Below are 26535 nucleotides of genomic sequence, written 5' to 3' on the forward strand. Positions count from 1 at the left end.
GCGTCGCGCACCGAGAGGATTGTTGAGATGAGCGAGACCACCCTGGCCTTCCTGGGCACAGGATCCATGAACGGCGCCATCCTTCGGGGCGTGCTGGCGGGCGGCACGGACGCCGCGCAGGTGCGGGCGACGACCCGTTCGATGTCGTCAGCCGAGAAACTGCGCGAGGAGACCGGAGTGACCGTCTTCGCGGGCGAGGAGAACGAGGACGCGAACACACAGGCCGTGCAGGGCGCGGACATCGTGCTGCTCGGCGTGAAGCCGTACGCGATCCTGGACCTCGCCCGGGAGGTCGCCCCCGCGCTGGATCCGGAGACCGTGGTGGTCTCGGTGGCCGCAGGCGTCACCGTGGACGCGCTGCAGAAGGCACTGCCCGAGGGCCAGCCGGTGGTGCGCTCGATGCCCAACACGCCGTCGAGCGTGGGGCGCGGCGCGCTGTCCGTCACGGCGGGGGAGCACACCTCGGACGAGCAGCTCGCGGGCGTCAAGGACGTCCTGTCTGCCGTGGGCACCGTGGTGGAGGTCCCCGAGAACCTGATCCGCGCGGTCACGGGTGTCTCGGGCTCCGGCCCGGCGTACGTGTTCTACCTCGCGGAGGCCATGCAGCAGGCGGGTGAGGCCCTCGGGCTGGACCCGGAGACCGCGCGCGTGCTCGCCAAGGAGACGGTCTCCGGCGCCGGTGTGCTCCTGGCCCCGCAGGACGCCGATCCCGCGGCACTGCGCCAGGCGGTCACGAGTCCGGGCGGCACCACGGAACAGGCGATCACCACGTTCGACGAGAAGGGGCTGCGCGACATCATCCGGGCGGGGGCGGAGGCGTCGGCCGCCAAGGGGGATGATATGGAGAAGGAGTACGGCGGCGAGTGAGTCGGCTGCCACGGCCCATCCCACGAGAGAAGGCGGCAGCACCGTGAGCACGTTCGGCATCGAGGAGGAGTTCCTCCTCATGGACGGGCAGGACCACCTGCCCGCGCGGCCCACCCAGCAGCAGTCTGTGCAGCTGACCACGCTGGAGGCCGGAGGGGCGTCCGCGACCCCCGAGTGGCTCGCGTGTCAGGTCGAGGAGACCTCCCCGATCTTTCACGACTCGGCCACTGCCATGGACTCGCTGGTGGAGTTCCGCACGGCCCTGAAGGACGCCGCCGCACCCATGGGGATGGACGTCGTGGGCCTGGCCTCCGCCCCGCAGATCCGCGCCGAGCCCGCGGACCCCTCCTGGAACGAGCGCTACCAGCGCCACTCGCTCCAGACCCCGGCGATCGCCGCGGACCAGTACATCAGCGGTCTGCACGTGCACCTGGGCTTTCCTGACCTCGAGGTTGCGGTGCAGGCGCTCAACGGCCTGCGCGGCTGGCTGCCCGCGCTCGTGGCGCTCGGAGCCAACTCACCCCTGTGGCGCGGTGCGGAGTCCGGGTTCGAGAGCTGGCGCTCCATCCACTACCGCCGCTGGATGGCCAACGGCGTGCCCCCGCACTTCACGGACCTCGAGGACCACGAGGTGCGCGTGGCCATGCTCAGCGCGTTCGACGTGATCGAGAACCCGTCGAGCCTCAGCTGGCTGGCCCGGCTCTCGCACCGCCACGGCACCTTGGAGATCCGGGCGTGCGACGTCCAGCTCGAGGCCCGCGACTCTGTGTCGATCGCTGTGCTGATCCGCGCGCTCGGCAACTACGCGCTGGAGAATCCCCCGGAGATTCAGTTCACGCAGGAGTACCTGGACATCGCCCTGTGGCAGGCCGCCCGCTGGGGCCTGGGCGGGCGGGTCCTGGACCCGGAGTCCGCCGGTCCCGTGCCCGTGGACGCACTCATCGAGTCCCTGCTGAAGCGGGTCCGCGGGTACTACACCAGCGAAACGGACCGCGATTTCGCGGAGTCCGGGATCCACCGCATCCTCAGGAACGGCAACGGCGCCATCCGCCAGCGCCGCGCCTTCTCGCAGGGCGAGCTGCCGGGCCTGATGGCCATGGCCTCGGAGGCGATGACGGCGCGCAGCTGAGCGCAGCGGCGCGGTGTGGGATGACGACGCGCGGCCACTCCTCGGAGTGCGTCGCTGTGCGCTCGGCCGCGAGGAGCCCGGTGCCCCCGCGAACCGTCCGGGCCCCGGGGAAGGCGGCCACGCGGCGTCGTCGGGCGGGGCTACGGGCGCGCCGCGAAGCGTTCGATGAGGTCCACGTGGCCCGAGACGATCAGCAGGTCCCGGGAGCTCACGGTGGTGTCCGGGCGGGCGTAGGTGAAGTCCTCGCCCGGGGACTTCACGCCCACCACGGTCACGCCGTACTTGGAGCGGATGTCCGACTCACCCAGCGTGAAGCCCTGGGTCTCGCGGGGCGGGTACATCTTGACGATCGCGAAGTCGTCGTCGAACTCGATGTAGTCCAGCAGGCGCCCGGAGACCAGGTGTGCGGTGCGCCGCCCCGCGTCCGCCTCCGGGTAGATCACGTGGTGTGCGCCGATGCGCGAGAGGATCTTGCCGTGCGCCGGGGAGATGGCCTTGGCCCAGATCCGGTCGATGCCCAGGTCCACCAGGTTGGCGGTGATCAGCACGGAGGACTCGATGGACGTGCCCACGCCCACCACCGCGGAGGAGAACTCCGCCGCGCCGATCTGGCGCAGTGCGTCCGTGTCCGTGGCCTCGGCCTCCACCACGTGGGTGAGCTGCCCGGACATCTTCTGCACCAGCCCGGCGTCCCGTTCCACGCCCAGCACCTCGCGGCCCTGCTGGATGAGCTGCAGGGCGGTGGCGGCGCCAAAGCGGCCGAGCCCCACGACCAGGACGGGCGCGGAGTGGGAGGAGTTCTTAGCCAATGATCGGCCTCTCTTCCGGGTAGGAGTACAGCCGGCGCCGCGAGCGCAGCGCCAGGGCGGTGGCCACCGTGTTGGTGCCGATGCGCCCCACGAGCATGATGACGGACAGCACGATCTTGCCGGCGTCCGGGGACGCCGCCGAGACCCCCGTGCTCAGCCCGCACGTGGCGTAGGCGGAGATCACCTCGAAGAGCACGTGGTCCAGCGGCAGGTGCGTCAGTGCCACCATCACGGCCGAGCCCAGCAGCACCACCGAGGCCCCCATCATGATCACGGAAATCGCGATGCGCAGGACGGAGTCGGGGATGGTGCGGAAGAAGGCGATCACGGACTGGTCGCCGCGCGCCTCGGCCAGGATGGCCAGGAAGACGACGGCGAGCGTGGTCACCTTGATCCCGCCGGCCGTGGACGCCGAGCCGCCCCCGGCGAACATCATGGCGTCCGAGAGCAGCAGCGTGACCTGTGAGGTGTCCGGCATGTCCACCAGGTTGAAGCCCCCCGAGCGCATCATCACGGAGGCGAAGAACCCCTGGAACAGGCGTTCCGGTGTGGACATCCTGCCCAGAGTGGCCGGGTTGCTCCACTCGACGAGCGTGAACAGCAGCCACGCGAGCACCAGCAGGATGCTCGTGGTGACCACGGTGAGCTTGGCGTTGAGGTTCCACCGGTTGAACCGGAAACCCACCTGTCGCAGCACGAGGATCACGGGGAATCCCAGGGAGCCCACGATCACCCCGATGCACACGGGCAGCAGGATCAGCCAAGCGGTGGGCCCCGCGTGGTCGTAGGGCACCAGGCCGTCCGTGTGGGGGGTGAACCCGGCGTTGTTGAAGCTGGAGATCGCGTAGAAGACGCCGTGCCACAGGGCCGTGCCCAGGGGCTCACCCTCCGCGAGGAAGCCGATGGAGAGCACCGCGGCCAGTGCGGCCTCGATGCTGATGGAGGTGATCACGATGATCTGCAGTAGCGAGCCAACCTCTCCGAGGCGCCCGATGTTCAGGGCCTCCTGAGTGATGAGCTTGGACTTCAGCCCGAGTTTGCGCCCGATGGCGAGAGCCAGGATCGAGGTCAGCGTCAGGGTGCCCAGGCCACCCACCTGGATGGCCACGAGGATCACGACCTGGCCGAACAGGGACCACTGCGCCGCGGTGGACACGGTCGTCAGCCCGGTGACGGTCACGGCGGAGGTCGCGGTGAAGACGGCGTCCACGAAGTCAGTGTCCTGCCCGTGCTTGGCGGCCACCGGGAGCCACAGCAGCAGTGCGAAACCGAGGTCCACGATGACGAAGACGATGACGGCGAGACGGGCTGGGGAGGAGTTCGCGATCTGGTCGACGAAGTCGCGGACACCGCGTGCGGCGCGCGTGGTGAAGGGTTCCGCATCGGGGGCCTGCGAGGAGGACTCGTCGACGGCGTGCGGCTGCTCGAGCTCGCTCACTGCACCTCCTCAGTGGAATCGTCACTGTGCTCCGGCCTCACTGGTCGTGCGGACCGGGAGGGTTGCGGGACGCAACATGTGCCAGTATCCCCCGATGTGGCGCGCTGCCACGACACCCCCGGTTCCCGAGTGTTCTAATGGGTTTGTGACCTCTGCAACATCTGGCAAAGACGCCGCCGTCCCCACCAGTGTCTACTGGGATCCCCAGCTGCTCAGCTACAACTTCGGGGACTACCACCCCATGAGCCCCACGCGTCTGGACGCCACCATGCGCCTGGTGCAGAGCCTGGGCCTGGACACCGCGGAGAACGTCAGGGTCACGGTGCCGGAGGTCCCGGATGACAGCGTCCTGGAGCTCGTGCACACCAAGAAGTACGTGCAGTCCGTGCGCGCGGTCTCGGAGGACCCCACGCGGCAGATCCCGGAGAGCGGTTTGGGAACCGAGGACACACCGGGCTACGAGGGCATCCACGAGTCCAGTGCCCGTCTGGTGGGCGGCAGCTACCAGGGCGCGATGGACCTGCTCAGCGGAAAGGCCGTGCACGCCGTGAACTTCAGCGGTGGCATGCACCACGCGGCCGCGGACAGGGCCTCCGGCTTCTGCGTGTACAACGACTGCGCGGTGGCCATCCAGTACCTGCTGGACAGCGGGGTGAACCGGGTGCTCTACGTGGACGTGGACGGCCACCACGGGGACGGCACCCAGTCGATCTTCTACGACGACCCCCGGGTCATGACCATCTCCCTGCACGAGACGGGTCTCGCCCTGTTCCCCGGCTCCGGCTTCGCCAACGAGATCGGCACGGGGGAGGCCGCCGGCACCTCGGTGAACGTGGCCATGCCCACGCGCTCGGACGACTCCCAGTGGCTGCGGGCGTTCGACGCCGTGGTGCCGCCGATCGCCCGGGAGTTCCGTCCGGAGGTGATCGTCTCCCAGCACGGTTGCGACTCCCACTTCCATGACGAGCTGACCCACCTGCGCGTGAGCGTGGACGGTCAGCGGCAGATCGCCCTGGCCATGTCGGAACTGGCCGCCGAGCTGTGCGAAGGGCGGTGGATCGCCACGGGCGGGGGCGGGTACGACTGCCACGACGCCGTTCCCCGGGGCTGGGCGCACCTCGTAGGCGTGGCCGCGGGTCACCCGGTGGCGGTCACCACACCCGTGCCGCAGGACTGGCGCAGCTACATGGTGGAGAAGTACGGCGGGAACCCTCCGGAAATCATGGGGGACGAGGTGGACCTGTGGTGGCGCTCGTGGGAGATCGGCTACGACCCCAACGACGAGACCGACCGCAGCATCATGGCCACCCGCAGGGAGGTCTTCCCGCACTGGGGATTGGACCCCTGGTACGACTGATTCCTGCCACCGCTGACCCCGGTGGGACCGAGCTCCGGAAGGACGGGCCCGAGGCCCGGGGCCGCCGCGGATTGGGGCCTGACCAGGCCACCCGTCTAAGGTGTTTCCTATGTCCCACGACGCATATTCCGCTCTGTCCGACGTCACGCGGCGGCGCATCCTCGAGGCCCTGCGCGGTGGTCCGCGACCCGTGGGCGAGCTGGTCACCGAGCTGCAGGTCTCCCAGCCCACGGTCTCCAAGCACCTGAAGGTGCTGCGCGACGCCGGGATGGTCGGAACGCGCCCGCAAGGGCAGAAGCGCTTCTACAGCCTGACGGCGCAGCCGCTCACCGAGGTCGTGGACTGGGTTGAGACCCTGATCGCCGCAGCCGCCACCGGGCCGGCGGAGCAGGACCCGCAGGTGGAGCAGGCTCAGCAGACGGAACCCGCAGCGCCGCGCCCCACCGCAGCTCCTGCCGCGGAGATGGATCCGGGGGCCCCGGAGGGCGACGACGACGCGGCCGGTGTCGAGGACGTCGCGCACGATCCGGAGGCGGATGGCTCCGCCCCCGAGACCGAGCCGGTGGCCGCCCAATCGGCCGAGAGCGACGACGACGCGGTCGCCGCCTCTGCCAACGAGGCCTCCCGTGCCGGGACCACCGACGCCGCCCCGCTCCGGGCGGAACCGGACGAGCGAGCGCTGCCCTGGTTCACCGCGCGGGTGACGGAAATCACGGAAAAGGACGAGGGCGACGTCGTCGAGCCTGACGGCAAGGAGGCCGCCGAGGATGCCGGGACGGGGGAAACCGCCCGGGATTCCGCGGCGGCGGACGAGGCGCGGGATGCCGTCGACGCGGCGGAGGCCGAGAGCGGAGAGGGCTCCCCGGGACCGGAGGAGGAGGTTGAGCAGGGAGAGTCGCAGGTCACAGGGGATACCCTGGACACTGATGTCCACGCCGCGCCGGCCGCCCAGCTCGAGGCTGCGGACGGTGCCGAACCCCGCGACGTCGCGCCCCGCACCACCTCCCCGGAGGTGTTCACGAGTGAGAACGCCGAGCAGCTTCGGCCGCGCGGGGGAGCGCACCGCCGTCAGAGCGGTCTGCTGTCCACCCTGACGGGACTCCGGCGCCGTGGTCGTGGCACACGCCGCGACTGAGTGGTCATCCGCGAGAGATTCCAAGACGGCAGGAGAGACATGCACGAGAAACTGATCCCCATCCGACAGATCGTCACGGCGCGCAACCCGGGTGAGGCCGAGTTCCACCAGGCCGTGGACGAGGTCTTCGAGTCGCTGGGACCGGTGGTGGCCCGCTACCCGGACCTGCTGGACTCCGCCATCGTGGAGCGCATCTGCGAGCCCGAGCGCCAGATCATCTTCCGGGTGCCGTGGACGGACGACAAGGGCAAGGTGCACATCAACCGGGGCTTCCGCGTGGAGTTCAACTCCGCTCTGGGTCCGTACAAGGGCGGGTTGCGCTTCCACCCCTCCGTGTACCTGGGCATCGTGAAGTTCCTGGGCTTCGAGCAGATCTTCAAGAATGCCCTCACGGGCATGCCCATCGGCGGCGGCAAGGGCGGCTCGGACTTCGACCCGTCGGGTCGCAGCGACGCGGAGATCATGCGCTTCTGCCAGTCCTTCATGACGGAGCTGTACCGCCACATCGGCGAGTACACGGACGTCCCTGCCGGCGACATCGGCGTGGGCGGGCGTGAGATCGGCTACCTCTTCGGCCAGTACAAGCGGATCACCAACCGCTACGAGTCCGGTGTGCTCACCGGCAAGGGGCTGTCCTGGGGCGGTTCGCTCGTGCGCACCGAGGCCACCGGCTACGGCGCCGTGATGTTCGCCGAGGAGATGCTCAAGACCCGCGGTCTGGACCTTGAGGGCCGGGACGTGATCGTCTCCGGCTCCGGCAACGTAGCGATCTACGCGATCGAGCGCGCGCAGGCACTGGGCGCCAAGGCGCTGACCGCCTCGGACTCCAGCGGCTACGTGGTGGACTCCAAGGGCATCGACCTCGAGCTGCTCAAGCAGGTCAAGGAGGTGGAGCGCGCCCGCATCAGCGAGTACGCCGAGCGCCGGGGCCCCAGTGCCCGCCTGGTCACGGACGGCTCCGTGTGGGACGTCCCCGCAACGGTCGCGCTGCCGTGCGCCACCCAGAACGAACTCAACGGCCGCCAGGCCAAGCGGCTGCTGGAGAACGGTGTGGTGGCCGTGGCGGAGGGTGCCAACATGCCCAGCACCACGGAGGCCGTGCACCTGTTCCAGGAGTCTGACGTGCTCTTCGCGCCAGGCAAGGCCGCCAACGCCGGCGGTGTGGCCACCTCCGCGCTGGAGATGCAGCAGAACGCGTCCCGGGACTCGTGGAGCTTCGACTACACGCAGCAGCGGCTGCAGGAGATCATGCGCGGCATCCACGACCGCTGCGCCGGGACGGCCGACGAGTTCGGCATGCCCGGCAACTACGTGGCCGGTGCGAACATCTCGGGGTTCATCAAGGTTGCCCGCGCCATGGTGGCGCAGGGGATCATCTGAGGAAACATTCGTCCCCACAGCGGGGCTCTACGGCGGTTCGGCGGCGCCATGACGCCGTCGGACCGCCCCCGAGTTTAGGGTAGGGATCATGGCAACGCATCGAGAGGTTCTGCAGTGGCTCGAGAACGAGCTGTTCGACGGACACCTGGTACTGGGTCAGCGGCTGCCCACTGACAAGGACCTGGCCGCGATCTTCCGCGTCTCTCGCAGCTCCATGCGCGAGACGCTGAAGATCCTGGAGGCCCAGGGCATCGTCAAGCTCTTCGAGGGCCAGCACCGCAGTATCCTGCCCATCCTGGTGCGTGAACCGGCTGCCTCCGCGGGCCCGGCGCTGCAGCTGCACATGGCCACGTCCGAGCACCCGCTGCGGGACATCGTGCGCACGCGGGTGCTCCTGGAGACGGCGTCGCTGGAGAACGCCGAGCAGCGCAGCGTGCCCCGCGAGGAGCTGCTGGGGATCATGGAACAGATGGACCGGGAGGACCTCGGTCTCAAGCAGTTCCACGACCTCTACGTGAGCTTCCACATCGCACTCGTGAAGTCATCAGGCAACGCGGTGAACGTGGCCCTGTTCACAGCGCTACGGGACTCCATCTACGAGTACACGATGGCTCTGGTGGGCCACGTGCCGCTGTGGTCCACCACGTCCAGCCGCATCCGGGCGGAGCACCGCGCGATCGTGTGTGCGCTGGAGGCGGGGGACCGTACGCTCGCGGCGCGGCTCGTGGCGGAGCACATCGCCTACCAGTACGAGGAGGCGGGGGTGGATCCGGGGGACGCCCGGGCGACTCCGGCCGAGCCCCGCCCGCTCGAGCGCAAGGGCCGTTCGCGCCGCAGGCCTGCGACGATCCGCGGGACCAAGGCGACGGCCGAGCCCGGCGACCCGGACGACGTCGGCGGCCTTGACGACACCCACCGCGCCAGCGCCTGAGGTGCCCGTTTTCCAGCGGAACGGGGTCAGGCGGTAGGGTGGGGCGATAGTTTGCCGTTCATCGGAAGTTGCCCCTGAGTTCCAGGGGCGGTGCGGTGCTCCGGCGCCGCTCCACGCAAACACCACTGTCCAGACAACTGTGAGGGATCCTATGGGTTCGGTCATCAAGAAGCGCCGCAAGCGCATGTCCAAGAAGAAGCACCGCAAGCTGCTTCGCAAGACTCGTCACCAGCGCCGCAACAAGAAGTAGTCGCGCGCCTCGTGACAGGCCCCGTTCCTCGCCGGGAACGGGGCCTTCGTCGTGCCTGGGTGTGCAGGGCGAGGTCCGGGCACGACGCCGCCCGCGCCCTGCCCGCGGTGCGTAGCATGGGCGCCATGTCCTCAGAACACCCCGCCCCCTCAGAACTCGTGCGGCGTCGGGCTCCGCTGCTGTCCGGCGTCGACTGGACCCGGAAGCCCCCCGCGCACACTGTGACCCTGCTGGGCAGGCCGGGCTGCCACCTGTGCGAGGACGCGCGAGAGATCGTGGTGGCCGTGTGCGCGGAGACGGGCAGCGGCTACGAGGAGCGGGACGTCACGGGAGACCCGGAGCTGCTGCGGGACTACGGGGAGCACGTGCCCGTGGTCTTCGTGGACGGTGTGGCGTGGGACCGCCTCCGGGTGGACGCCGACCGGTTGCGCGCCGTCCTCTCCTGAACCGTTCAGCGGTCTCACGGATTGGGGCGTTCCCGGGGGTTTTGAGACACTGGGGACATGCCTTCAGCGACCGTCCACCTCCTGCGCCACGGCGAGGTCCACAATCCCGAGCACGTGGTCTACGGACGACTGCCGGACTACCACCTCTCCGAGAAGGGCGCGCGGATGGCCGAGGCCGCCGCGGCCGAGCTGGCCCGGCGCGTCCAGGGCGGGGAGAAGATCGTGCACCTCGCGGCGTCGCCCCTGACCCGCACCCGCGAGACGGCCGCCCCGGTGGCCCGCGAGCTCGGCCTGGACGTGCACACGGACGAGCGGCTGATCGAGCCGGCCAACCACTTCGAGGGTCTGCACGTGACCGGGCGCGAGCTGGCCAAGCCGCAGCACTGGCCGTTCCTGCTCAACCCGCTGCGCCCCTCCTGGGGCGAGCCCTACCGCAGCCAGGTGCAGCGCATGACCGAGGCCGTCCGCGAGATCGCGCGGGAGGCCGCGCGCCGCGGGGGCGACGGCGCCCAGGCAGTGGCTGTCTCCCACCAGCTGCCGATCTGGCTCACCCGGCTCTGCGCGGAAGGTCGTCCGCTGCCCCACGACCCGCGCCGCCGGGAATGCAACCTGGCCTCGCTGACGTCCCTGACCTTCGACGACGTCGACCGCCCCGGGGTGCCCGGCGTGTCCTACAGCGAGCCCGCAGCACATCTGTATCCAGGCGTCAATCAGCTTCCCGGCTCATAATCGGTGTCCCATCCCTCGACCTCTCCTCAGGTGCTGTCCCCATGAATCCTCTGTTCCGCTCGCCCTCCCGCCCTGCCGCACGAGCCCGTGCGCGCACGGGGCTGGTGGCCGTGGTGGCCGCGCTGGGCCTCGCGCTCGCGGGCTGCTCCACGACCGACGACAACCTGGCGCAGCAGGCGAACGCCGGGGGCGACAAGGGCTACGTGGCCGGGGACGGCTCCGTGAGCGAGTACGCGCCCGCGGACCGCGGTGAGCCGGTGGCCTTCGACGCCGAGATGTTCGACGGCAGTTCGGTGACGGCCGAGAGCCTGCGGGGCAGGCCCGCCGTCGTGAACTTCTGGTACGCCGGGTGCGCGCCGTGCCGCGCTGAGGCCCCGGACCTCGTGGCCCTGCACGGCAAGTACAAGGACCAGGCACAGTTCCTGGGTGTGAACCTGCGCGACCAGCAGGCCACCGCGGAGGCGTTCGAGCGCAACTTCGGGGTGGACTACCCCTCCGCGAGCGACCTCAACGGGGCGGTGCTGCTCGCCCTGAGCGACTACGTCCCGCCGCAGGCCGTGCCCACCACGCTGGTGCTCGACTCCAAGGGCCGGGTAGCCGCCCGCGTGCTGGGCAAGGCGGACAAGTCCACGCTGGACGCGCTGATCAAGGACACGGTGGCCGAGACCGCATGAACGGCAATCCCTTCGCCGAGGTCATCCTCGACGGCTCCCTGATTGCCGCGTTGCCCGTGGCACTGCTCGCGGGCTTCGTCTCCTTCGCCTCACCGTGTGTGCTGCCCCTGGTTCCCGGCTACCTGGGCTACGTCACCGGTCTCACCGGCGCGGACCTGCGGAAGCAGCGGCGCGGGCGGGTGCTCACGGGCGTGGTGCTCTTCGTGCTGGGGTTCTCGCTGGTCTTCGTGGTGATGTCCGTCGTGCTCGCCCAACTCGGTGCGTTTGCATGGTTCCTGGGGCAGCGCTGGATCATGGTGGTGCTCGGGCTGCTCGTGGTGCTCATGGGCATCGTCTTCCTGGGCGGCCTCTCCTGGTTCCAGCGGGACCGCAAGATCGAGCGCCGCCCGCCGCCGGGACTGTGGGGTGCGCCCCTGCTGGGCATGACCTTCGGCCTCGGCTGGGCGCCGTGCATCGGCCCCACGTTCGCGGCCGTGCAGGCCCTGGCCTACGTGGACGGCGCCTCGACCGGCAAAGCTGTGGTCCTCACTGCCGCCTACTGCCTGGGTCTCGGAGTCCCCTTCGTGCTCATCGCCCTCGCGCTGCGCCACGGGATGGGCGCCATGTCCTTCTTCCGCCGCCACCGCCTCACCCTGCAGCGCATCGGTGGCGGGGTGCTCGTCCTCATCGGGCTGGCCATGGCCACGGGTGTGTGGTCGGCGCTGGTGTCCTGGGTCCAGTCCGAATTCGTAACCGATTGGGTGATGCCGATATGACCAAGGCGCCAACACCGCGTGAGCGGAAGGAGCATCGCGCGTCCGTGGAGGTTCCCGCACTGGGGCCCGTGGGCATGGCGCGCTGGGCGTGGCGGCAGCTGACCAAGATGTCCACGGCACTCGTGCTGCTGCTGCTGCTCGCGATCGCGGCGGTCCCGGGCTCGCTCTTCCCGCAGCGCGTGCAGGATCCGGGCGCCGTGGCCGACTACATCAAGGCGAACCCCGTGATGGGGCCCTGGCTCGACCGGTTCCAGCTCTTCGACGTCTTCTCCTCCTACTGGTTCTCCGCGATCTACCTGCTGCTGTTCATCTCCCTGGTGGGCTGCGTGATCCCGCGGGCGTTGCAGCACTTCAAGGCGTGGCGCTCCAAGCCGCCGCGCACTCCGCGCCGGATCTCGCGGCTGCCCCAGTACCGCAGGGTCATGCTGGGCGGGCGTGACGGCGCCGAGGCACCCACCCCGGACAACGCGATCGAGCAGGCTGCGGCCGCCCTGAAGAAGCGCGGCTACCGGGTGCAGGTGCAGGACCTCGGCACCGGGGCGCCGTCGGTCGCGGCCGAGCGGGGGATGCTCAAGGAAGTGGGCAACATCCTCTTCCACGTGGCGCTGCTGGGCGTGCTGATCTCCGTGGCCGCCGGCTCGCTGTTCGGGTACAAGGGGCAGAAGGTGATCGTGGAGGGGGAGTCCTTCGTGAACACCCTCGTGGACTACGACTCCTTCAACCCGGGCACCAACTTCAACGCGGACTGGCTCAACCCGTTCTCGGTCACCCTGAACTCGTTCGAGGCCACCTTCAACCGGGACACCGCGGACCCGGACCTCTACGGCCAGCCCACCGACTTCAACGCGGACCTCACCGTCAGGGACTCGCCCGGGGCCACCCCGCAGGACGTGAACCTCGCGGTCAACAAGCCGCTGAACGTGGACGGCACCAAGGTGTACCTGGTGGGCAACGGCTACGCCCCGGTGATCCGGGTGAAGGACGGCAAGGGAGACGTCGCCTACGAGGGTCCCGTGGTCACGGTCCCCTCCGACTCCGTCTACACGTCCTCCCTGACGCTGAAGGTCCCGGACGCGCGCCCGGACCAGCTCGGCTTCGTGGGGCTGCTGCTTCCCACCGCTGTGTCCCAGGACGGCTCGATCCCCAAGTCCGTGGACCCCGGTCTGAACAACCCCGCGCTGATCCTCTCCTCCTACACCGGGGACCTGGGACTGGACGGCGGCCAGCCGCAGAACGTCTACGTGCTGGACACCCAGGGGCTCACGGAGCTGAACTCGATGTCCAACTCCAACGGACCCATCCTGCTGGACGGCGAGCACCGGAAGGTGGACCTCCCGGACGGCAACGGCAGCATCGAGTTCCTGGACGTCAAGCGCTACGTGGGCCTGGACGTGCACAGTGATCCCGGGCGGATCCCCGCGTTCGTCTCCTTCCTGGTGGCGTTCGGCGGGCTCATCATGAGCCTGTTCATCGCCCGCCGCAGGGCCTGGGTGAGGGCCACGGAGACCGAGGACGCCCAGGGTGTCCGGTGTACTGTTCTGGAGTACGGACTTCTGGCGCGCGGCGAGGACCATCGCCTCGGCGCGGAGGCGGAGAAACTGACGGCTCTGTGGACGTCACTGTGGGAGGACCGCGGAGTGCGGGAGTACCACCTGAAATCGTCGGATAAGGCGTGAGGCAATGGGCAGCGACATCAATGTGACCTTGGGCAACTGGAGCGAGTGGTTCATGCTCCTGGCCGCGATGACCTACATGGTGGTCTTCGTGGCGTTCGTGTGGGACATGGCCTCCCACTCCAAGACCCTCGGGCTGAGGGAGGAGGAGCGCGCCCGGAAGCGGGCCGCCGCCGAGCAGGACTCCCGCGAGCTCGTGGGGGTTGGCGCGTCGAGCAAGGCTGCGGCCTCCGCTGGTGCGGGGTCCTCGGCCACCGTGAGTGGTTCCGCCGAAGAAGGCGCCGCGTCCGCTCGCACTGCCGAGCTGGGCGCCCCGGGCGAGTTCCGCACCTCTGGGGAGAGCTCCACGAAGGGTGCGGGCGAGTTCGAGGCCCTGAACTACACGAAGGGCGCGCGTCGCCCGGCGGCCCGCGTGGCTGTGATGCTCATGGTCATCGCCTTCGCGCTGCACGTCTTCGCGGTGGTCTCCCGCGGCGTGGCCGCGGACCGCGTGCCGTGGGCCAACATGTACGAGTTCTGCAGCACCGGCGCCATGGTGGTGGCGGGCGTGTACCTGGTGACGCTGATCTTCAAGGACCTGCGCTTCGTGGGCCCCATGGTCTCCGGCCTGGTGCTCATCATGCTGTGCCTGGCGACGATCGCGTTCCCCACCCCGGTCTCTCCGCTGCAGCCGGCGCTGCAGTCCTACTGGCTCATCATCCACGTCTCCATTGCCGTGGCCGCCTCTGGCATCTTCACCATCACGTTCGCCATGGCCGTGCTGCAGCTGCTGCAGTCCCGCCGCGAGAAGCGCCTGGCGCTCGGGCAGGAGTCCCGCATGGGCTTCCTGCGCGCGGTTCCCAGCTCCGTGACGCTCGAGAACTTCGCGTTCCGGCTGAACTCCGTGGGCTTCGTGTTCTGGACCTTCACCCTGGCGGCCGGTGCCATCTGGGCGGACCAGGCCTGGGGCCGGTTCTGGGGCTGGGACACCAAAGAGGTCTGGACCTTCGTGGTGTGGACCGTCTACGCGGCCTACATGCACGCGCGCGTGACCCGCGGCTGGAACGGTAACCGCTCCGCGTGGCTCGCGATCGCCGGGTACATGTGCGTGGTCTTCAACTTCACCGTGGTCAACACGCTGTTCCCGGGCCTGCACTCCTACTCGGGGCTGTGAGTCCTCGCGGCCTGTGACCGCCGGGCGCCCGGCGCGTCCTTGCGAGGACGACGCCGCCCGCGTCCGTCACACACACGGAGAGCCCGCTTCCGCACACTGTTGCGGAGGCGGGCTCTCCCACGTGGTGGGACGGTGCCGGGGACTACTTCTCCGGCGCTCCCGGGGCCGGGTCCTGCGGATCCGGAGGGGTGCCGTCTGTTCCTCCGTAGCGGGGGTCCATGGGGTCCAGGGGCTCGTCCACCACGGGGCGGGCACCGGGGGCTCGGCCCGTGCGCTTGAGCTCGTTCTCCCAGTCCTGCAGTCGGCGGGCCTGCTCCTGCTGCCTGCGGCGCTCCTCGAGGTTGCGCAGGAACTGGGGGTCGTCATCGGGTCCGCGGCCGCGCTGGGCCTCGCGGACTGCTTCGTCCGCGCGGGGGCGGCCGAAGAGCAGCCAGAGGACGGCGCCGACCACCGGGAGCAGGAGGATCACCAGCATCCACGCCCACTTGGGCAGCGACCGCACGTCGTAACGCTGCGACTGCGCGCACCCGATGAGCGCGTAGATGATGACGCCCACGGCCAGTGCGCCCGCTCCGATGATCATAATTGCCCTGCCCATGCCGATCATCTTAGGGGAGTGGCCACCCGTGCACTCACCGGTGTCGCGGCCTCGGGGAGCATCCAGCGCGGCCGCCTAGACTGGGCCCGTGAACTTCTTGAAGTATTCCCTGTTGCGCCTGGGCATCCTGGTGGCGCTGTTCGTGCTGTGCCTCTACCTGGGCCTCGGGCTGGTCTTCTCCGGGATCGCGGCCGTGATTGCGGCGTTTGCTGTCTGCTACATCTTTTTTCCCAAGCTGCACTACGCGGCCGGTCAGGACTTCCACCGGTTCATCTCGCGCTCTCCCAAGCCGCAGAACCGCGTGGCGCTGGAGGACCAGGAGTACGAGGACTCCTACACGGACGCAGAGGCACGCAAGGACGTCTGAGAGGTCCGGGCCCGCAACACCTCGCCAGCTCCACCCTGCTTCGACACGCGTCGCCGTGTCACGGCAGAGGGGAGCGGCTGGCGCCGTCGTAGCTCTGCAGCGGCTCAGCCCACGTACTGGAAGACGAGCACCGCCACGGCGTACAGGACGGTGACGCCCAGGCTGATGAACCCGCACTGCTTGAGCATGGGGATCAGACCGCGCCGCTCGGTGCTCTTGAGCACGGTGATCGCGGCACCCACCGCCAGGGGGCTCATGGCGTAGACCAGCAGCACCCACGGGTTGTGGGGGACGGTCAGCAGGGGCAGGACCATGCCCACGAACAGCTCTGCGGTGAACGCGAGCCGGGCTCGGGGGTCGCCGAGCCGCACCGCCAGGGTCCGCTTGCCGACCACTTCGTCACCGGGGATGTCCCGGATGTTGTTGGCCATCAGCAGGGCGCACGCGAAGAGGCCCGTGGAGATGGCGAGCACCCAGGAGTCAAGGTTCAGGCGACCCGCCTGCGTGATCGTGGTGCCGAGGGTGGCCACGAGTCCGAAGAAGATGAAGACGAAGATGTCTCCCAGGCCCATGTACCCGTACGGTTTCTTGCCACCGGTGTAGCCCCACGCGGCGGCGATGGCCAGCACGCCGACGACGCCGAGCCACCACTGCCCCGAGAGCGCCACGAGGGCCGCTCCGGCCACCGCTGCGAGTCCGAAGCACACGAAGGCGGCACGCTTCACCTGCCGCGCAGTGGCCGCACCGGAGCCGGTGAGGCGGAGGGGACCCACGCGCTCGTCGTCGGTGCCGCGCACGCCGTCCGAGTAGTCGTTCGCGTAGTTCACGCCGATCTGCAGCAGCAGGGCCACGAGCAGTGCCAGAACCGCGGGGACGAGCTGTGCCGCGTGCAGCGCCTGCGCGGCGGCGGTGCCGGCGATGACCGGTGCCGCGGCCATGGGCAGCGTCCGCAGACGCGCACCCTCGACCCACTGAGCTGGTGTGGCCACGGTGCAACAACCTTTCGAGGACGGAAGACGAGTTCCCCTCATTGTTCCACGTGCTGTGCACGCGCACATGCCGAGGAGGGCTGGCGAGCGCCAGCGGCCATCGCGGGTGGCTGTGGGGTCGGAGAGCCTGGGGGAGCGCGCAGGGGGACTCAGGTGGGAGGTGGCCTCTGCTGCCCGGTGTGCGGGCCCGGGGTCAGGTCGCGAGGCCGTCCGTGAACAGCGCGGCGGCCGCGGCCCGGTCCGGCTTTCCGGTGGGCAGCATGGGCAGCTGCGCCACGTGACGCCAGAGCTTGGGGACCGCGGGAGCACCGAGCGACTTGCGCACGGCTGCGGAGAGCTCGCGTTCGAGCGCCGCCGCGTCCGTTCCGGGGCGGGAGGCGAGCACCGCCGCCACGCTCTGACCCCACTGCGGGTGCGGCACCCCGGTCACGAGGGCCTGGCGGACCCTCTCGTCCGCCTGCAGAGCGCGGGCGACCAGCCCGGCGGAGACCTTCACGCCTCCGGTGTTGACCACGTCGTCCGTGCGGCCGAGCACCGACAGTGTCCCGCGTTCGTCCACGGCACCGAGGTCGTCCGTGCGGTACCACCGGAGGCCGTCCATCACGCGGAAGTGGGCGGCGGTCTGCTCCGGGTCGTCCAGGTATCCCTCCGCGACGACGGCTCCGCCCAACCAGATCCGTCCCTCGCCGGCGGTGGCCGCGTCGTCGGGAAGCAGGCGGACGTCGACGGCGTCCAGGGGCGCGCCGTCGTACACGCACCCCCCGCACGTCTCGGACATGCCGTAGGTACGGATCACGCGCACACCGGCCGCCGCGGCGCGCGCGGCCAAGTCCGGGGAGAGCGCGGAGCCGCCCACGAGGACGGCGTCGAAGCGCGCGAGAGCGGCGACGGCGCGGGGGTCCGCCGGGCCGTCGGCCGGGTCCAGGATCCGCTGCAGCTGCGTCGGAACCACTGAGACGTAGCGGACCGGGTGGTCCATGTCCTCGGCGGCGTCCGCGAACGCGGCGGAGGTGAAGTGCTCACCGGCCATGACCACCGGGCTCGTCCCCGCGAGCACCGAGCGCGCCAGCACCTGCAGACCGGCGACGTAGTGGGCGGGCAGGCACAGCAGCCACTGGCCCGGCCCGGACGTCGCTCGCTCGGTGGCACGCCCGGAGGCATCGAGCGCCGCGGTGCTCAGGACCGTCTTCTTGGGACGGCCCGTGGATCCGGACGTCGCCACGACCACCGCGGGCCCAGGCCGGGACAGCACCGTCTCCAGGCGGGGCAGCAGGTCGAGCGGGTCGCCGGCCACGGGACCGTCGAGCAGGACGACGTCGTTGGGCAGGGACTCCCGCGGGGGTGCCGTCAGAGGGGTGCCGGGAAGCGGTGACACGGTGCGCCCCCTCAGAAGTAGTACGGGAACGCGGACCAGTCAGGGTCCCGCTTCTGGAGGAAAGCGTCGCGGCCCTCGACGGCCTCGTCCGTCATGTAGCCCATGCGGGTGGCCTCGCCGGCGAACACCTGCTGGCCCACCATGCCGTCGTCCGGGAGGTTGAACGCGTACTTGAGCATGCGCACGGCCTGCGGGGACTGCGAGGTGACCTTTCGGGCCCACTCCACGGACGTGGACTCGAGCTGCTCGTGCGGGACCACACGGTTCACGGCACCCATCCGGTGCATGTCCGCGGCGGAATACTCGTCCGCGAGGAAGAAGATCTCCCGGGCGAACTTCTGGCCCACCTGGCGCGCGAGCAGCGCTGAGCCGTAACCGGCGTCGAAGGAGCCCACGGTGGCGTCCGTCTGCTTGAACTTGCCGTGCTCCGCGGAGGCGATCGTGAGGTCGCACACCACGTGCAGGGAGTGCCCGCCGCCGGCGGCCCACCCGGACACCGCAGCGATGACCACCTTGGGCATCGTGCGGATCAGCCGCTGCACCTCCAGGATGTGCAGCCGGCCGGCGCGGGCGGGGTCGATCGAGTCCGCCGTCTCACCCCCGGCGTAGTGGTAGCCGTCCCGGCCGCGGATGCGCTGGTCGCCACCGGAGCAGAAGGCCCAGCCGCCGTCCTTCGAGGACGGCCCGTTGCCCGTGAGGATCACCGCGCCCACGTCCGAGGACATGCGGGCGTGGTCCAGCGTGCGATACAGCTCGTCCACGGTGCCGGGGCGGAACGCGTTGCGCACCTGCGGGCGGTCGAACGCGATGCGGACCCAGGGCAGGTCCCGCACCACGGAGCCGTCCGCGGCGCGCTCCACGCCGCGGTGGTAGGTGATGTCCTCGAGCTCGGCGAAGCCCTCCACGGGACGCCACTGCTGGGGGTCGAAGATCTCGGACACCCGGTCCGGAAGTTGCGCGTTGGTCATGGGTACCACTGTAGGACGGGGCAGGGGCACCGGAGGCTGCGGGGAGGGGTGAGGTGCCAGGGCCAGACCGTGAGTGACCCGCGGGTAGACCGATACGGGCACTATGTACTTACAATGAGACAAGTTAGTCGGGCTGATCCGGGAGAGTCATGTCGTTTCCATCCACCGTCACCATCGACAGAGCCTCGCCGGTGCCCCTATACCATCAGCTCGTCCACGGGATCGAGTCTGCGATCACTGAGGGCGAGCTGCAGCCGGGGACCATGCTCGAGAACGAGCTGTCCCTCGCGAAGACCCTGCACCTCTCCCGCCCCACGGTTCGCAAAGCCATGGATGAGCTGGTTCGCTCGGGGCTGCTCGTGCGCAAGCGCGGGGTGGGTACTCAGGTGGTGGCGTCCGAGGTGCGCCGCCCGGTACGGCTGACCTCCCTCTACGACGACCTCGCCCAGGACGCCTCCCGACCCTCCACCGAGGTGCTGTCCCTGAGGGAGGTCTCCGCCCCCGAGGAGATTGCCCGCACGCTGAACATCACGGAGGGTGCGCCGGTCTACCACCTGCGGCGGCTGCGCGGCCGCAACGGCAAGCCGCTCGCAATCATGGAGAACTGGGTGTCCCCGCAGATCGCTACCCTCGAGCGGGAGGAGCTCGAGCACAGCGGCCTCTACGAGATCCTGCGACGGGAGGGCGTGAACTTTCGGGTGGCCACCCAGAAGATCGGGGCTGCCGTGGCGTCCGCCGAGCAGGCGAAGCTGCTGGGCACCTCGGAGGGTTCTGCCCTGGTGACGATGTCCCGCACGGCCACGGACGACATCGGTCGCCGCGTGGAGACCGGACGGCACCTCTACCGTGGGGACTCCTACTCCTTCGAGCTTACCCTCTCCGCGTAGCCCGGTGCAGGCGTGCGGAGAGAGGTGTGCGGCGTCGTCGTCGCCCGCCGTGACTCGAACCTCGCCACCCGCGACCCGTGCGAACGCGGCGACCGCACCGAGACTTGTTCCACCCATGAAAGGAACGACCGATGACTGACTGGTTCTACCCCGCAGGAACCGCGGCCCAGGCGCCGTGGGATCTCTCGATCGGCGGGCACGACTCGCGGCTGGACGTGCCCGGCTGGGAGCACACCGGGCTGCGCACGGTGACGCTCGGTTCGGAGCCCGTGACACTGGAGGCCGCCGCGGAGGAGCGCATTGTGATCCCACTGGAGGGGGACGTGGCGGCGGTCGTGGCCGGTGAGAGCTACGAGCTCGACGGCCGTGAGTCCGTCTTCCACGGGCCCACGGACGTGCCCTACACGGGCGTGCAGAAGTCCCTGGAGCTGCGCGGTGAGCACGGCACCCGCGTGGCCGTGGCGAGCGCCCCGGCCAGCCAGGAGTACCCCACCCGGCTGGTCCGCAGGGACGAGGCTCCCCTGGAGCTTCGCGGTGCAGGCAACTGCTCGCGCGAGGTCCGCAACTTCGGCACTCCGGCCGCGCTGGAGGCGGACCGGTTCATCGTGTGCGAGGTGCTCACCCCGGCCGGCAACTGGTCCTCCTACCCTCCCCACAAGCACGACGAGGAGAAGGAAGGGCAGGAGACCCGGCTCGAGGAGATCTACTACTTCGAGACCCGCGTGACGCCGGACGCGCCTGCCGGGGCCACGGACGCCATCGGCTACCAGCGTGTCTACGCCTCCGACGAGCGGCCCATCGACGTCAACGCGGAGGTGCGCACCGGTGACGTTGTGCTGGTGCCTTACGGCTGGCACGGCCCGGCCATGGCCCCTCCCGGCTACGACATGTACTACCTGAACGTGATGGCGGGGCCGGGCCCGGTGCGCGAGTGGCTGATCAGCGACGACCCCCACCACGGCTGGGTGCGGCAGCAGTGGGCCGAGGCTGACGTGGACCCGCGTCTGCCCTTCGGCGGGTGGTCCCACAGTGCTTCCTGACCTGACGGTGCTCGCCTGGGCGGGGCTGGTCTGCGGGGCCCTGCTCGTGGGGTTCTCCAAGACCGCCCTGCCCGGAATCAATACCCTCGCGGTGGCGCTGTTCGCCGCGATCCTGCCCGCCAAGGCCTCGACCGGGGCGCTGCTCGTGCTGCTGCTCGTGGGCGACTGCTTTGCGCTGTGGAACTACCGCCGCCACGCGCACTGGCCCACGCTGGTGCGGATGATGCCCGCGGTGATCGTGGGCCTCGCGGTGGGCGGCGTGTTCCTCGCGTTCGCCGGGGACTCGCTGGTGCGGCGGGTCATCGGCATCCTGCTGATCCTGCTCATGGGGATCACGCTGTGGCAGCGCCGTGCGCGGCGGAAGGCGGAGGAGGCGGTGGCCGGTGACGCTGCGGGGGGCGACGGCGGTTCGTCCGGTTCCGGGGTGGCCCCGGGTTCCGGGGCAGCGTCCGGTTCGGGCGGGGCGTCCGGGGTGACGACCGGCTCGGGAGCCGGAGACGGCGAGGTCGTCGCATCGTCCGAGGAGTCCCAGGGTGCCACCCGCCTCGCCGCGGCCAGCTACGGGGCCCTCGGCGGGTTCACCACGATGGTCGCCAACGCGGGCGGGCCGGTGATGTCCATGTACTTCCTGGCCGCACGGTTCCCCAAGCACGCGTTCCTGGGGACCGCCGCGTGGTTCTTCGTGACCATGAACCTGCTCAAGGTCCCGGTCTCGGTGGGCCTGGGGCTCATCACCACCCGCACCTTCGTGCTGGACGCGGTCCTCGTGCCCGGCGTGGTGGTCGGAGCGCTGGTGGGCAAGTGGGCGCTCGCCCGGATCGCGCAGCACGTCTTCGACACCGCCGTGATCGCGGTGACCCTGCTGGGGGCGCTCTACCTGCTGGTGTGAGGGGGACGCCCTCGGAAGGAGAGCCCCGGCGACGTCGTGGAGAAGCTACTTGTTGTTCACGGTGAAGATCGCGCCGGTGGTCACGTCCTTCTCCACCGCCTCCAGTGAGCGCCCGCGGGTCTCCGGCAGGAACTTCCACATCACCAGCGCGGCCACCGCGTTCACAGCCGCGAAGCTGAAGAACGACCCGTTGATCCCGATGCCCGCGATCAGGGAGGGGAACGCCCAGCTGAGGAGGGCGTTCGTGGTCCACATGCAGAACACGGACACGCCCACGCCCACTGCGCGCATGTGCAGGGGGAAGATCTCCGAGAGCAGCACCCACGTGGCCACGTTCAGGAACGTCTGCATGGACCCCACGAAGCACACGATCAGCACCAGGATCACGAAGGGCCGGGCGGTGCTGCCCTCCGGGAAGTACATCGCGGACAGGCCGATCAGCACGTGGAAGATCGTGACGAGGCTGTAGCCGGTGATGACGGTCGTGCGGCGGTTGATCTTCTCCATCATCCACAGGGCGATGAACCCGCCGACGACCGCAATCACGCCCGGGGCGATGTTCGCGATCAGGGCGGCGTCGGCCCCGAAACCGGCATCCCGCAGGATGATCTGGCCGTAGTACATCACCGAGTTGATGCCGGTGAGCTGCTGGAAGACGGCGAGCGCGATGCCCACGAGCAGGATCCGGACCAGCCACTTGTTGGTGAGCACCGAGGAGATGCCGGTCTTGTGCTCCGTGGCCTCGAGCCTGCTGACGCGCTCCACCTCGTCCATCTCGGCCTCCGCGCGCTCCTCAGAGCGGACGGTCTTGAGCACCTCGAGGGCCTCGTCGTAGCGGCCCTTGGAGATCAGCCAGCGGGGGGACTCCGGCATGCGCAGCATGCCGAAGAACAGGAAGATCGCAGGAATGGCGCACACCGCAAGCATGATGCGCCACACGCCGTCGAGGTGGCCCAGCGTGTTGCCGAGGATGGCGTTGACGGTGAACGCCGCGAGCTGACCGATGACGATCATCAACTCGTTGCGACCCGAGAGGGATCCCCGGATTTCGTAGGGGGCGAGCTCGGCCAGGAAGACCGGAACCACGGTGGAGGCGCCGCCCACGGCCAGACCCAGGAGGAAGCGACCCACCAGCAGCGCGGCCAGGCCGGGGGCGAACACGCAGGCCAGCGTGCCGAGGAAGAACAGGACGGCTAGCAGCAGGATCGTCTTGCGGCGGCCCCAGCCGTCCGAAAGACGCCCGATCGACACGGCGCCGATGGCGGCCCCGATGAGCAGCGTGCTCGTCACCGTGCCCTCGGACTTCTCGTCAAGCCCCAGCTCCTCGGACATCGGCAGCAGCGCACCGTTGATCACGCCGGTGTCGTAGCCGAAGAGCAGCCCGCCGAAGGTGGCCACGAGGGCCACCATGCCGAGGCGCTTCGAGTGGGGGCCGGAGGTCAGAGGTGGGAGTTCCGCGGCCCCGGATCTCTCGGCCGCGGGGTTGGCCGGTGCGTTCGTCATGGTGACTCCTTCGTCCTGGTGAGCGGCTCAGCGCGCGCTGTGGGCCTGGTAGATCTTCTCCCGTAAGGCCCCCAAGCGGTAGCGGAGAAACCTCGGAGGCGTTCCTCGCGGACACGGTGACGCCACACGAGCGCGTCGGGGCCCTCCGCGATACTGGGGCCATGCCCTTCTTCGACCTGGACCGGATCGGCCGAGACCTGCCCTTCGCGCGGGCCGTCCCACAGCTGCGCCAGGCCCTGCACGGCGGCGTCGCGGTGGTGCAGGCCCCACCCGGCACAGGTAAGACCACGGTGGTCCCGCCTGTCGTTGCAGAGTTCGTGGCGGGCGACGCCGCCGCCGCACCCGGCCGCGTCGTCGTCGTCCAGCCCCGGCGGGTCGCCGCGCGGGCCGCCGCGCGCCGACTTGCCGCGCTGAGCGGCACCCGACCCGGCGACGTCGTCGGCTGGAGCGTGCGCGGCGAGCGCGAGGTGAGTGCGCGGACCCGCGTGGAGTTCGTGACGCCCGGCATCCTGCTGCGCCGCCTGCTCGCGGACCCCGAGCTGCCGGGCACCGCCGCCGTGGTGCTCGACGAGGTGCACGAGCGCGGCGTGGAGTCGGATCTGCTCGTGGGCATGCTCGCCGAGCTGCGGCAGCTGCGTGAGGACCTCACAGTGGTGGCGATGTCCGCGACCGTGGACGCAGCCCGCTTCGCCGCGCTGCTCGGCGGTGACGAGCCCGCTCCGGTGGCGGACTGCCCGTCCGCACTGCACCCGCTCGACGTCATGTGGCAGCCCGGCCCGCAGCGCCTTGACGAGCGCGGGGTCACGCCCGCGTTCCTCTCCCACGTGGCCCGCACGACGGCCGACGCGCACCGCCGGGCCCTGGCGCAGGACCCCGCCGTGGACGCCCTCGTCTTCCTGCCCGGGGCCCGTGAGGTCTCCCGGGTGGCCGCCGAGCTGCGCAGCCCCGGCGTCGAGGTCCTCGAGCTGCACGGCCAGCTCACCCCGCGCGAGCAGGACCGCGCGGTCGCGGGCCACGCCCCGGGGGATCCGCCGCGGATCGTGGTCAGCACATCCCTCGCGGAGTCCTCCCTGACGGTCTCGGGCGTGCGCCTCGTGGTGGACTCCGGCCTCGCGCGCCAGCCTCGCCGGGACGCCGGGCGGGGGATCTCCGGCCTCGTCACCGTCTCGGCCTCCAAGGCCTCGGCGGCACAGCGTGCCGGCCGCGCCGCGCGCCAGGGCCCGGGCACCGTGGTGCGCTGCTACGACGACGCCGCCTGGGGCGCGATGCCGGCCCACACGGTTCCCGAGGTGCGCACCGCGGACCTCACCTTCGCGTGCCTCGCGCTCGCCGTGTGGGGCGCGCCCGGGGGAGACGGGCTCGCCCTGCCGGACCCGTTGCCACCCCGTGCCTGGGCCGATGCCGAGGAGGTGCTGCGCGAGCTCGGCGCCGTGGCCGGGAACGGACGCGCCACGGCCCTCGGCCGCCTGCTCGTGACACTGCCCGTGGATCCGCGCTGGGGCCGTGCCCTGCTGGACGGCTCCGGTCTCGTGGGACCGCGCCTCACCGCTGAGGTGCTCGCGGCACTCTCCGAAGCCCCCAGGATCCAGGCGGCGGACATCCCCGCCCACCTGCGGGGGCTTCGCTCGGGCCGGGGGAGCGAGGCGCAGCGGTGGACGCGCGACGTCGCACGCCTGGAACGCATCGCCCGGCACCCTGGTGCCTCGGAGAGTGGGAGCGTCGAGAACCGGGATGCCGCGCACGGCAGCGTTGGGTACCGCAGCACCAGGGACCGTGGCGCTGGAGGCGGCCGTGCCGAACAGGTCCCCGCCGCCCGGCGGGATACCGCGCGCGGCCACGCCGGGAAACGCCCCGTACCTGCCGAGGGCCACGATCCGACTCTCAACTGCGCGCCGTCGGCGGCGGTGCCTCGCGAGTCCCGGGAGGGCGCCGTCGTCGCGCTCGCCCGGCCGGAGTGGATCGCCCACCGGGTGGACACGAGCGGCGACCAGTGGCTGCTGGCCTCCGGAACCCGCGCGGGGCTGGAGGCCGGGAGCCCGCTGCGCCACCACGAGTGGCTGGCCGCCGCGGAGCTGGGCCGGGCCGAGGGCCGTGCGGCGGCGGGAACCGGCGCTGTCATCCGCGCCGCCGCGCCCCTGGACCGGGACACCGCACTGCTGGTGGCCGGAGCGCTGGCCCGGGAGGAGGTGCGGGCAAACTTCGCGGACGGTCGCGTGGTTACCCGCAAGGTGCGCGCGGTGGGCGTCATCGAGCTGTCCTCGACCCCCGTCCGCGCGGACGCGGAGACCGCAGGACCCGCCGTCCGGGACGCGCTGGCCCGGGAGGGCCTCGACCTGCTGCCGTGGAACGACGCCGCCCTCGCCCTGCGCGCCCGCCTCGCCCTGCTCCACCGCCACCTCGGAGCCCCGTGGCCTGCCGTGGACGACACCGCTCTCACCGCAGGGCTGGACGAGTGGCTCGGCCCCGAGCTGCGCGAGGTCACCCGCGGGGCCTCCCTGCGCTCCGTCCGCGTGGCCGACGCCCTGCGGCGACTGCTGCCCTGGCCGGACGCGGCCCGCTTCGACGAACTCGTGCCCCCGCGCCTGCCTGTGCCCAGCGGGAACACCGCCCGCATCGACTACCCGCCGGTTTTCTCCGCCGAGGACCCCGCCCAGCCCCCGGTGGTCGCGGTGAAGCTGCAGGAGTGCTTCGGCTGGGCGCAGACCCCGCGGGTGGTGGACGGGCGCGTCCCCGTGCAGTTCCACCTGCTCTCTCCGGGCCGGCACACCCTCGCGATCACCGATGATCTCGCGTCCTTCTGGTCCGGGCCGTACGCCCAGGTCCGTGCGGACATGCGGGGTCGCTACCCCAAGCACCCCTGGCCCGAGGACCCGTGGAACGCGGTGGCCACGGCCAAGACCTCGCGCGCCCTGCGGCGGGACGGGTGACGACGGCGCGTGGCGCGGCGTCGTCGTGCCGCCCGCCATGTCGAGGGGCCGCCTGCCGTGCTGAGGAACCACCCTCCTTGTCGAGGACCCGCGGGGCGGGTGCCCCCACCGGAAATCCGCGCGGCGGGCGGGGCCGAGGGGGCCCGACGGCGGGCGTTTGAGTTCGCCGTGTGACCTGCGTTACGGTGGGCTCACCGCTACTGCCCGAGCGCGTCATCGTGCGCGCGACGACTCCACCCGTCCATCCGGTGACATCCACTCGACGA

General features: G+C 70.6%; 25 protein-coding genes. 18 read left to right on the top strand and 7 right to left on the bottom strand.

Annotated elements, in window-relative coordinates; all coding sequences use genetic code 11:
* The first annotated feature begins 27 nt into the window (after positions 1-27).
* A complete protein-coding gene (proC, locus tag B3G12_RS04320; protein ID WP_144940843.1) occupies positions 28-867 on the top strand; it encodes a pyrroline-5-carboxylate reductase in 840 nt (279 codons plus the stop codon).
* Between the two features lie 43 nt (positions 868-910).
* On the top strand, positions 911-1996 hold the full coding sequence (locus B3G12_RS04325; protein WP_186367237.1) for a carboxylate-amine ligase: 1086 nt from the start codon (positions 911-913) through the stop codon (positions 1994-1996).
* Positions 1997-2136: 140 nt separating this feature from the next.
* On the opposite strand, the gene B3G12_RS04330 is transcribed toward B3G12_RS04325, so the two are convergent.
* Both B3G12_RS04330 and B3G12_RS04335 read right to left on the bottom strand, forming a co-directional pair.
* The gene (locus tag B3G12_RS04330; protein WP_144940837.1) at positions 2137-2805 is read right to left on the bottom strand and encodes a potassium channel family protein; all 669 of its coding nucleotides are present in this window, start codon (positions 2803-2805) and stop codon (positions 2137-2139) included.
* Positions 2798-4243 carry a TrkH family potassium uptake protein gene (locus B3G12_RS04335; protein ID WP_144940834.1) on the bottom strand — a complete coding sequence of 482 codons (1446 nt, stop codon included), beginning with the start codon at positions 4241-4243 and terminating at the stop codon, positions 2798-2800. The genes B3G12_RS04330 and B3G12_RS04335 overlap by 8 nt, the downstream gene beginning before the upstream one ends.
* A 145-nt stretch (positions 4244-4388) precedes the next feature.
* Here B3G12_RS04335 and B3G12_RS04340 point away from each other — a divergent pair, with 145 nt between their 5' ends.
* The 11 genes from B3G12_RS04340 (at position 4389) to ccsB (ending at position 14726) form a co-directional block, all read left to right on the top strand.
* A complete protein-coding gene (locus tag B3G12_RS04340) occupies positions 4389-5600 on the top strand; it encodes an acetoin utilization protein AcuC (RefSeq protein ID WP_055084408.1) in 1212 nt (403 codons plus the stop codon).
* Between the two features lie 109 nt (positions 5601-5709).
* Positions 5710-6735 (top strand): ArsR/SmtB family transcription factor, encoded by a 1026-nt coding sequence (locus B3G12_RS04345; RefSeq protein WP_222128290.1) that lies wholly within the window; start codon positions 5710-5712, stop codon positions 6733-6735.
* Positions 6736-6774: 39 nt separating this feature from the next.
* On the top strand, positions 6775-8115 hold the full coding sequence (gdhA, locus tag B3G12_RS04350; RefSeq protein WP_094395057.1) for an NADP-specific glutamate dehydrogenase: 1341 nt from the start codon (positions 6775-6777) through the stop codon (positions 8113-8115).
* Positions 8116-8203: 88 nt separating this feature from the next.
* Positions 8204-9046 (top strand): FadR/GntR family transcriptional regulator, encoded by an 843-nt coding sequence (locus B3G12_RS04355; RefSeq protein WP_244944722.1) that lies wholly within the window; start codon positions 8204-8206, stop codon positions 9044-9046.
* Between the two features lie 151 nt (positions 9047-9197).
* Positions 9198-9296, top strand: coding sequence for a 30S ribosomal protein bS22 (locus B3G12_RS04360; RefSeq protein WP_005504750.1), 99 nt, complete (start codon positions 9198-9200; stop codon positions 9294-9296).
* 125 nt (positions 9297-9421) lie between these two features.
* Complete coding sequence (locus B3G12_RS04365) at positions 9422-9742, top strand: glutaredoxin family protein (RefSeq protein WP_145010010.1); 321 nt, start codon at positions 9422-9424, stop codon at positions 9740-9742.
* A 57-nt stretch (positions 9743-9799) separates the two neighbouring features.
* Positions 9800-10471, top strand: coding sequence for a histidine phosphatase family protein (locus tag B3G12_RS04370; RefSeq protein WP_145010007.1), 672 nt, complete (start codon positions 9800-9802; stop codon positions 10469-10471).
* A gap of 41 nt (positions 10472-10512) precedes the next feature.
* Positions 10513-11145 carry a TlpA family protein disulfide reductase gene (locus B3G12_RS04375; protein ID WP_145010004.1) on the top strand — a complete coding sequence of 211 codons (633 nt, stop codon included), beginning with the start codon at positions 10513-10515 and terminating at the stop codon, positions 11143-11145.
* Entirely contained in the window at positions 11142-11900 is a 759-nt protein-coding gene (locus B3G12_RS04380) for a cytochrome c biogenesis CcdA family protein (RefSeq protein WP_145010002.1), read from the top strand. The genes B3G12_RS04375 and B3G12_RS04380 overlap by 4 nt, the downstream gene beginning before the upstream one ends.
* Entirely contained in the window at positions 11897-13576 is a 1680-nt protein-coding gene (gene resB, locus B3G12_RS04385) for a cytochrome c biogenesis protein ResB (RefSeq protein ID WP_290499316.1), read from the top strand. Before B3G12_RS04380 ends, resB begins: the two co-directional genes overlap by 4 nt.
* Before the next feature lie 4 nt (positions 13577-13580).
* Positions 13581-14726: a c-type cytochrome biogenesis protein CcsB gene (gene ccsB, locus B3G12_RS04390; protein ID WP_244944721.1), complete on the top strand. Its 1146-nt coding sequence runs from the start codon at positions 13581-13583 to the stop codon at positions 14724-14726.
* A 142-nt stretch (positions 14727-14868) separates the two neighbouring features.
* Here ccsB and B3G12_RS04395 read toward each other — a convergent pair whose 3' ends face one another.
* Entirely contained in the window at positions 14869-15324 is a 456-nt protein-coding gene (locus B3G12_RS04395) for a PLD nuclease N-terminal domain-containing protein (protein ID WP_144940819.1), read from the bottom strand.
* Positions 15325-15412: 88 nt separating this feature from the next.
* On the opposite strand from B3G12_RS04395, the gene B3G12_RS04400 reads away from it, so the two are divergent.
* On the top strand, positions 15413-15691 hold the full coding sequence (locus tag B3G12_RS04400) for a DUF4229 domain-containing protein (protein ID WP_094395048.1): 279 nt from the start codon (positions 15413-15415) through the stop codon (positions 15689-15691).
* Between the two features lie 104 nt (positions 15692-15795).
* Here B3G12_RS04400 and B3G12_RS04405 read toward each other — a convergent pair whose 3' ends face one another.
* From B3G12_RS04405 to B3G12_RS04415, 3 genes are all read right to left on the bottom strand, one after another.
* The gene (locus tag B3G12_RS04405; protein ID WP_290499318.1) at positions 15796-16680 is read right to left on the bottom strand and encodes a 1,4-dihydroxy-2-naphthoate polyprenyltransferase; all 885 of its coding nucleotides are present in this window, start codon (positions 16678-16680) and stop codon (positions 15796-15798) included.
* A gap of 193 nt (positions 16681-16873) precedes the next feature.
* The gene (locus tag B3G12_RS04410) at positions 16874-18055 is read right to left on the bottom strand and encodes an AMP-binding protein (protein ID WP_244944720.1); all 1182 of its coding nucleotides are present in this window, start codon (positions 18053-18055) and stop codon (positions 16874-16876) included.
* 11 nt (positions 18056-18066) lie between these two features.
* On the bottom strand, positions 18067-19023 hold the full coding sequence (locus tag B3G12_RS04415) for a 1,4-dihydroxy-2-naphthoyl-CoA synthase (protein ID WP_144940810.1): 957 nt from the start codon (positions 19021-19023) through the stop codon (positions 18067-18069).
* A 149-nt stretch (positions 19024-19172) separates the two neighbouring features.
* Between B3G12_RS04415 and B3G12_RS04420 the strand changes: the two genes are divergently transcribed.
* The 3 genes from B3G12_RS04420 (at position 19173) to B3G12_RS04430 (ending at position 21839) form a co-directional block, all read left to right on the top strand.
* Entirely contained in the window at positions 19173-19910 is a 738-nt protein-coding gene (locus tag B3G12_RS04420; RefSeq protein ID WP_144940806.1) for a GntR family transcriptional regulator, read from the top strand.
* A gap of 131 nt (positions 19911-20041) precedes the next feature.
* Positions 20042-20950: a 5-deoxy-glucuronate isomerase gene (iolB, locus tag B3G12_RS04425; protein WP_145009990.1), complete on the top strand. Its 909-nt coding sequence runs from the start codon at positions 20042-20044 to the stop codon at positions 20948-20950.
* Positions 20940-21839: a sulfite exporter TauE/SafE family protein gene (locus tag B3G12_RS04430; RefSeq protein ID WP_145009987.1), complete on the top strand. Its 900-nt coding sequence runs from the start codon at positions 20940-20942 to the stop codon at positions 21837-21839. Before iolB ends, B3G12_RS04430 begins: the two co-directional genes overlap by 11 nt.
* A 45-nt stretch (positions 21840-21884) precedes the next feature.
* Here B3G12_RS04430 and B3G12_RS04435 read toward each other — a convergent pair whose 3' ends face one another.
* Positions 21885-23342 carry a sugar porter family MFS transporter gene (locus tag B3G12_RS04435; RefSeq protein WP_290499322.1) on the bottom strand — a complete coding sequence of 486 codons (1458 nt, stop codon included), beginning with the start codon at positions 23340-23342 and terminating at the stop codon, positions 21885-21887.
* Between the two features lie 161 nt (positions 23343-23503).
* Here B3G12_RS04435 and B3G12_RS04440 point away from each other — a divergent pair, with 161 nt between their 5' ends.
* The gene (locus B3G12_RS04440) at positions 23504-26269 is read left to right on the top strand and encodes an ATP-dependent RNA helicase (RefSeq protein WP_290499323.1); all 2766 of its coding nucleotides are present in this window, start codon (positions 23504-23506) and stop codon (positions 26267-26269) included.
* Positions 26270-26535 lie beyond the last annotated feature (266 nt).

It is taken from the genome of Kocuria sp. UBA5001, assembly GCF_002398425.1.
In the GTDB taxonomy this organism is placed as follows: Bacteria; Actinomycetota; Actinomycetes; order Actinomycetales; family Micrococcaceae; genus Kocuria; species Kocuria salsicia.

Excerpts from the sequence above, each read along its gene's own strand:
- B3G12_RS04375 (WP_145010004.1), top strand. The coding sequence starts at position 10,513 with ATGAATCCTCTGTTCCGCTCGCCCTCCCGCCCTGCCGCACGAGCCCGT.
- B3G12_RS04345 (WP_222128290.1), top strand. The coding sequence starts at position 5,710 with ATGTCCCACGACGCATATTCCGCTCTGTCCGACGTCACGCGGCGGCGC.
- B3G12_RS04420 (WP_144940806.1), top strand. The coding sequence starts at position 19,173 with ATGTCGTTTCCATCCACCGTCACCATCGACAGAGCCTCGCCGGTGCCC.
- B3G12_RS04365 (WP_145010010.1), top strand. The coding sequence starts at position 9,422 with ATGTCCTCAGAACACCCCGCCCCCTCAGAACTCGTGCGGCGTCGGGCT.
- iolB (WP_145009990.1), top strand. The coding sequence starts at position 20,042 with ATGACTGACTGGTTCTACCCCGCAGGAACCGCGGCCCAGGCGCCGTGG.
- gdhA (WP_094395057.1), top strand. The coding sequence starts at position 6,775 with ATGCACGAGAAACTGATCCCCATCCGACAGATCGTCACGGCGCGCAAC.
- B3G12_RS04435 (WP_290499322.1), bottom strand. The coding sequence starts at position 23,342 with ATGACGAACGCACCGGCCAACCCCGCGGCCGAGAGATCCGGGGCCGCG.
- B3G12_RS04415 (WP_144940810.1), bottom strand. The coding sequence starts at position 19,023 with ATGACCAACGCGCAACTTCCGGACCGGGTGTCCGAGATCTTCGACCCC.
- proC (WP_144940843.1), top strand. The coding sequence starts at position 28 with ATGAGCGAGACCACCCTGGCCTTCCTGGGCACAGGATCCATGAACGGC.
- resB (WP_290499316.1), top strand. The coding sequence starts at position 11,897 with ATGACCAAGGCGCCAACACCGCGTGAGCGGAAGGAGCATCGCGCGTCC.
- ccsB (WP_244944721.1), top strand. The coding sequence starts at position 13,581 with ATGGGCAGCGACATCAATGTGACCTTGGGCAACTGGAGCGAGTGGTTC.
- B3G12_RS04395 (WP_144940819.1), bottom strand. The coding sequence starts at position 15,324 with ATGGGCAGGGCAATTATGATCATCGGAGCGGGCGCACTGGCCGTGGGC.
- B3G12_RS04380 (WP_145010002.1), top strand. The coding sequence starts at position 11,142 with ATGAACGGCAATCCCTTCGCCGAGGTCATCCTCGACGGCTCCCTGATT.
- B3G12_RS04440 (WP_290499323.1), top strand. The coding sequence starts at position 23,504 with ATGCCCTTCTTCGACCTGGACCGGATCGGCCGAGACCTGCCCTTCGCG.
- B3G12_RS04370 (WP_145010007.1), top strand. The coding sequence starts at position 9,800 with ATGCCTTCAGCGACCGTCCACCTCCTGCGCCACGGCGAGGTCCACAAT.
- B3G12_RS04355 (WP_244944722.1), top strand. The coding sequence starts at position 8,204 with ATGGCAACGCATCGAGAGGTTCTGCAGTGGCTCGAGAACGAGCTGTTC.
- B3G12_RS04360 (WP_005504750.1), top strand. The coding sequence starts at position 9,198 with ATGGGTTCGGTCATCAAGAAGCGCCGCAAGCGCATGTCCAAGAAGAAG.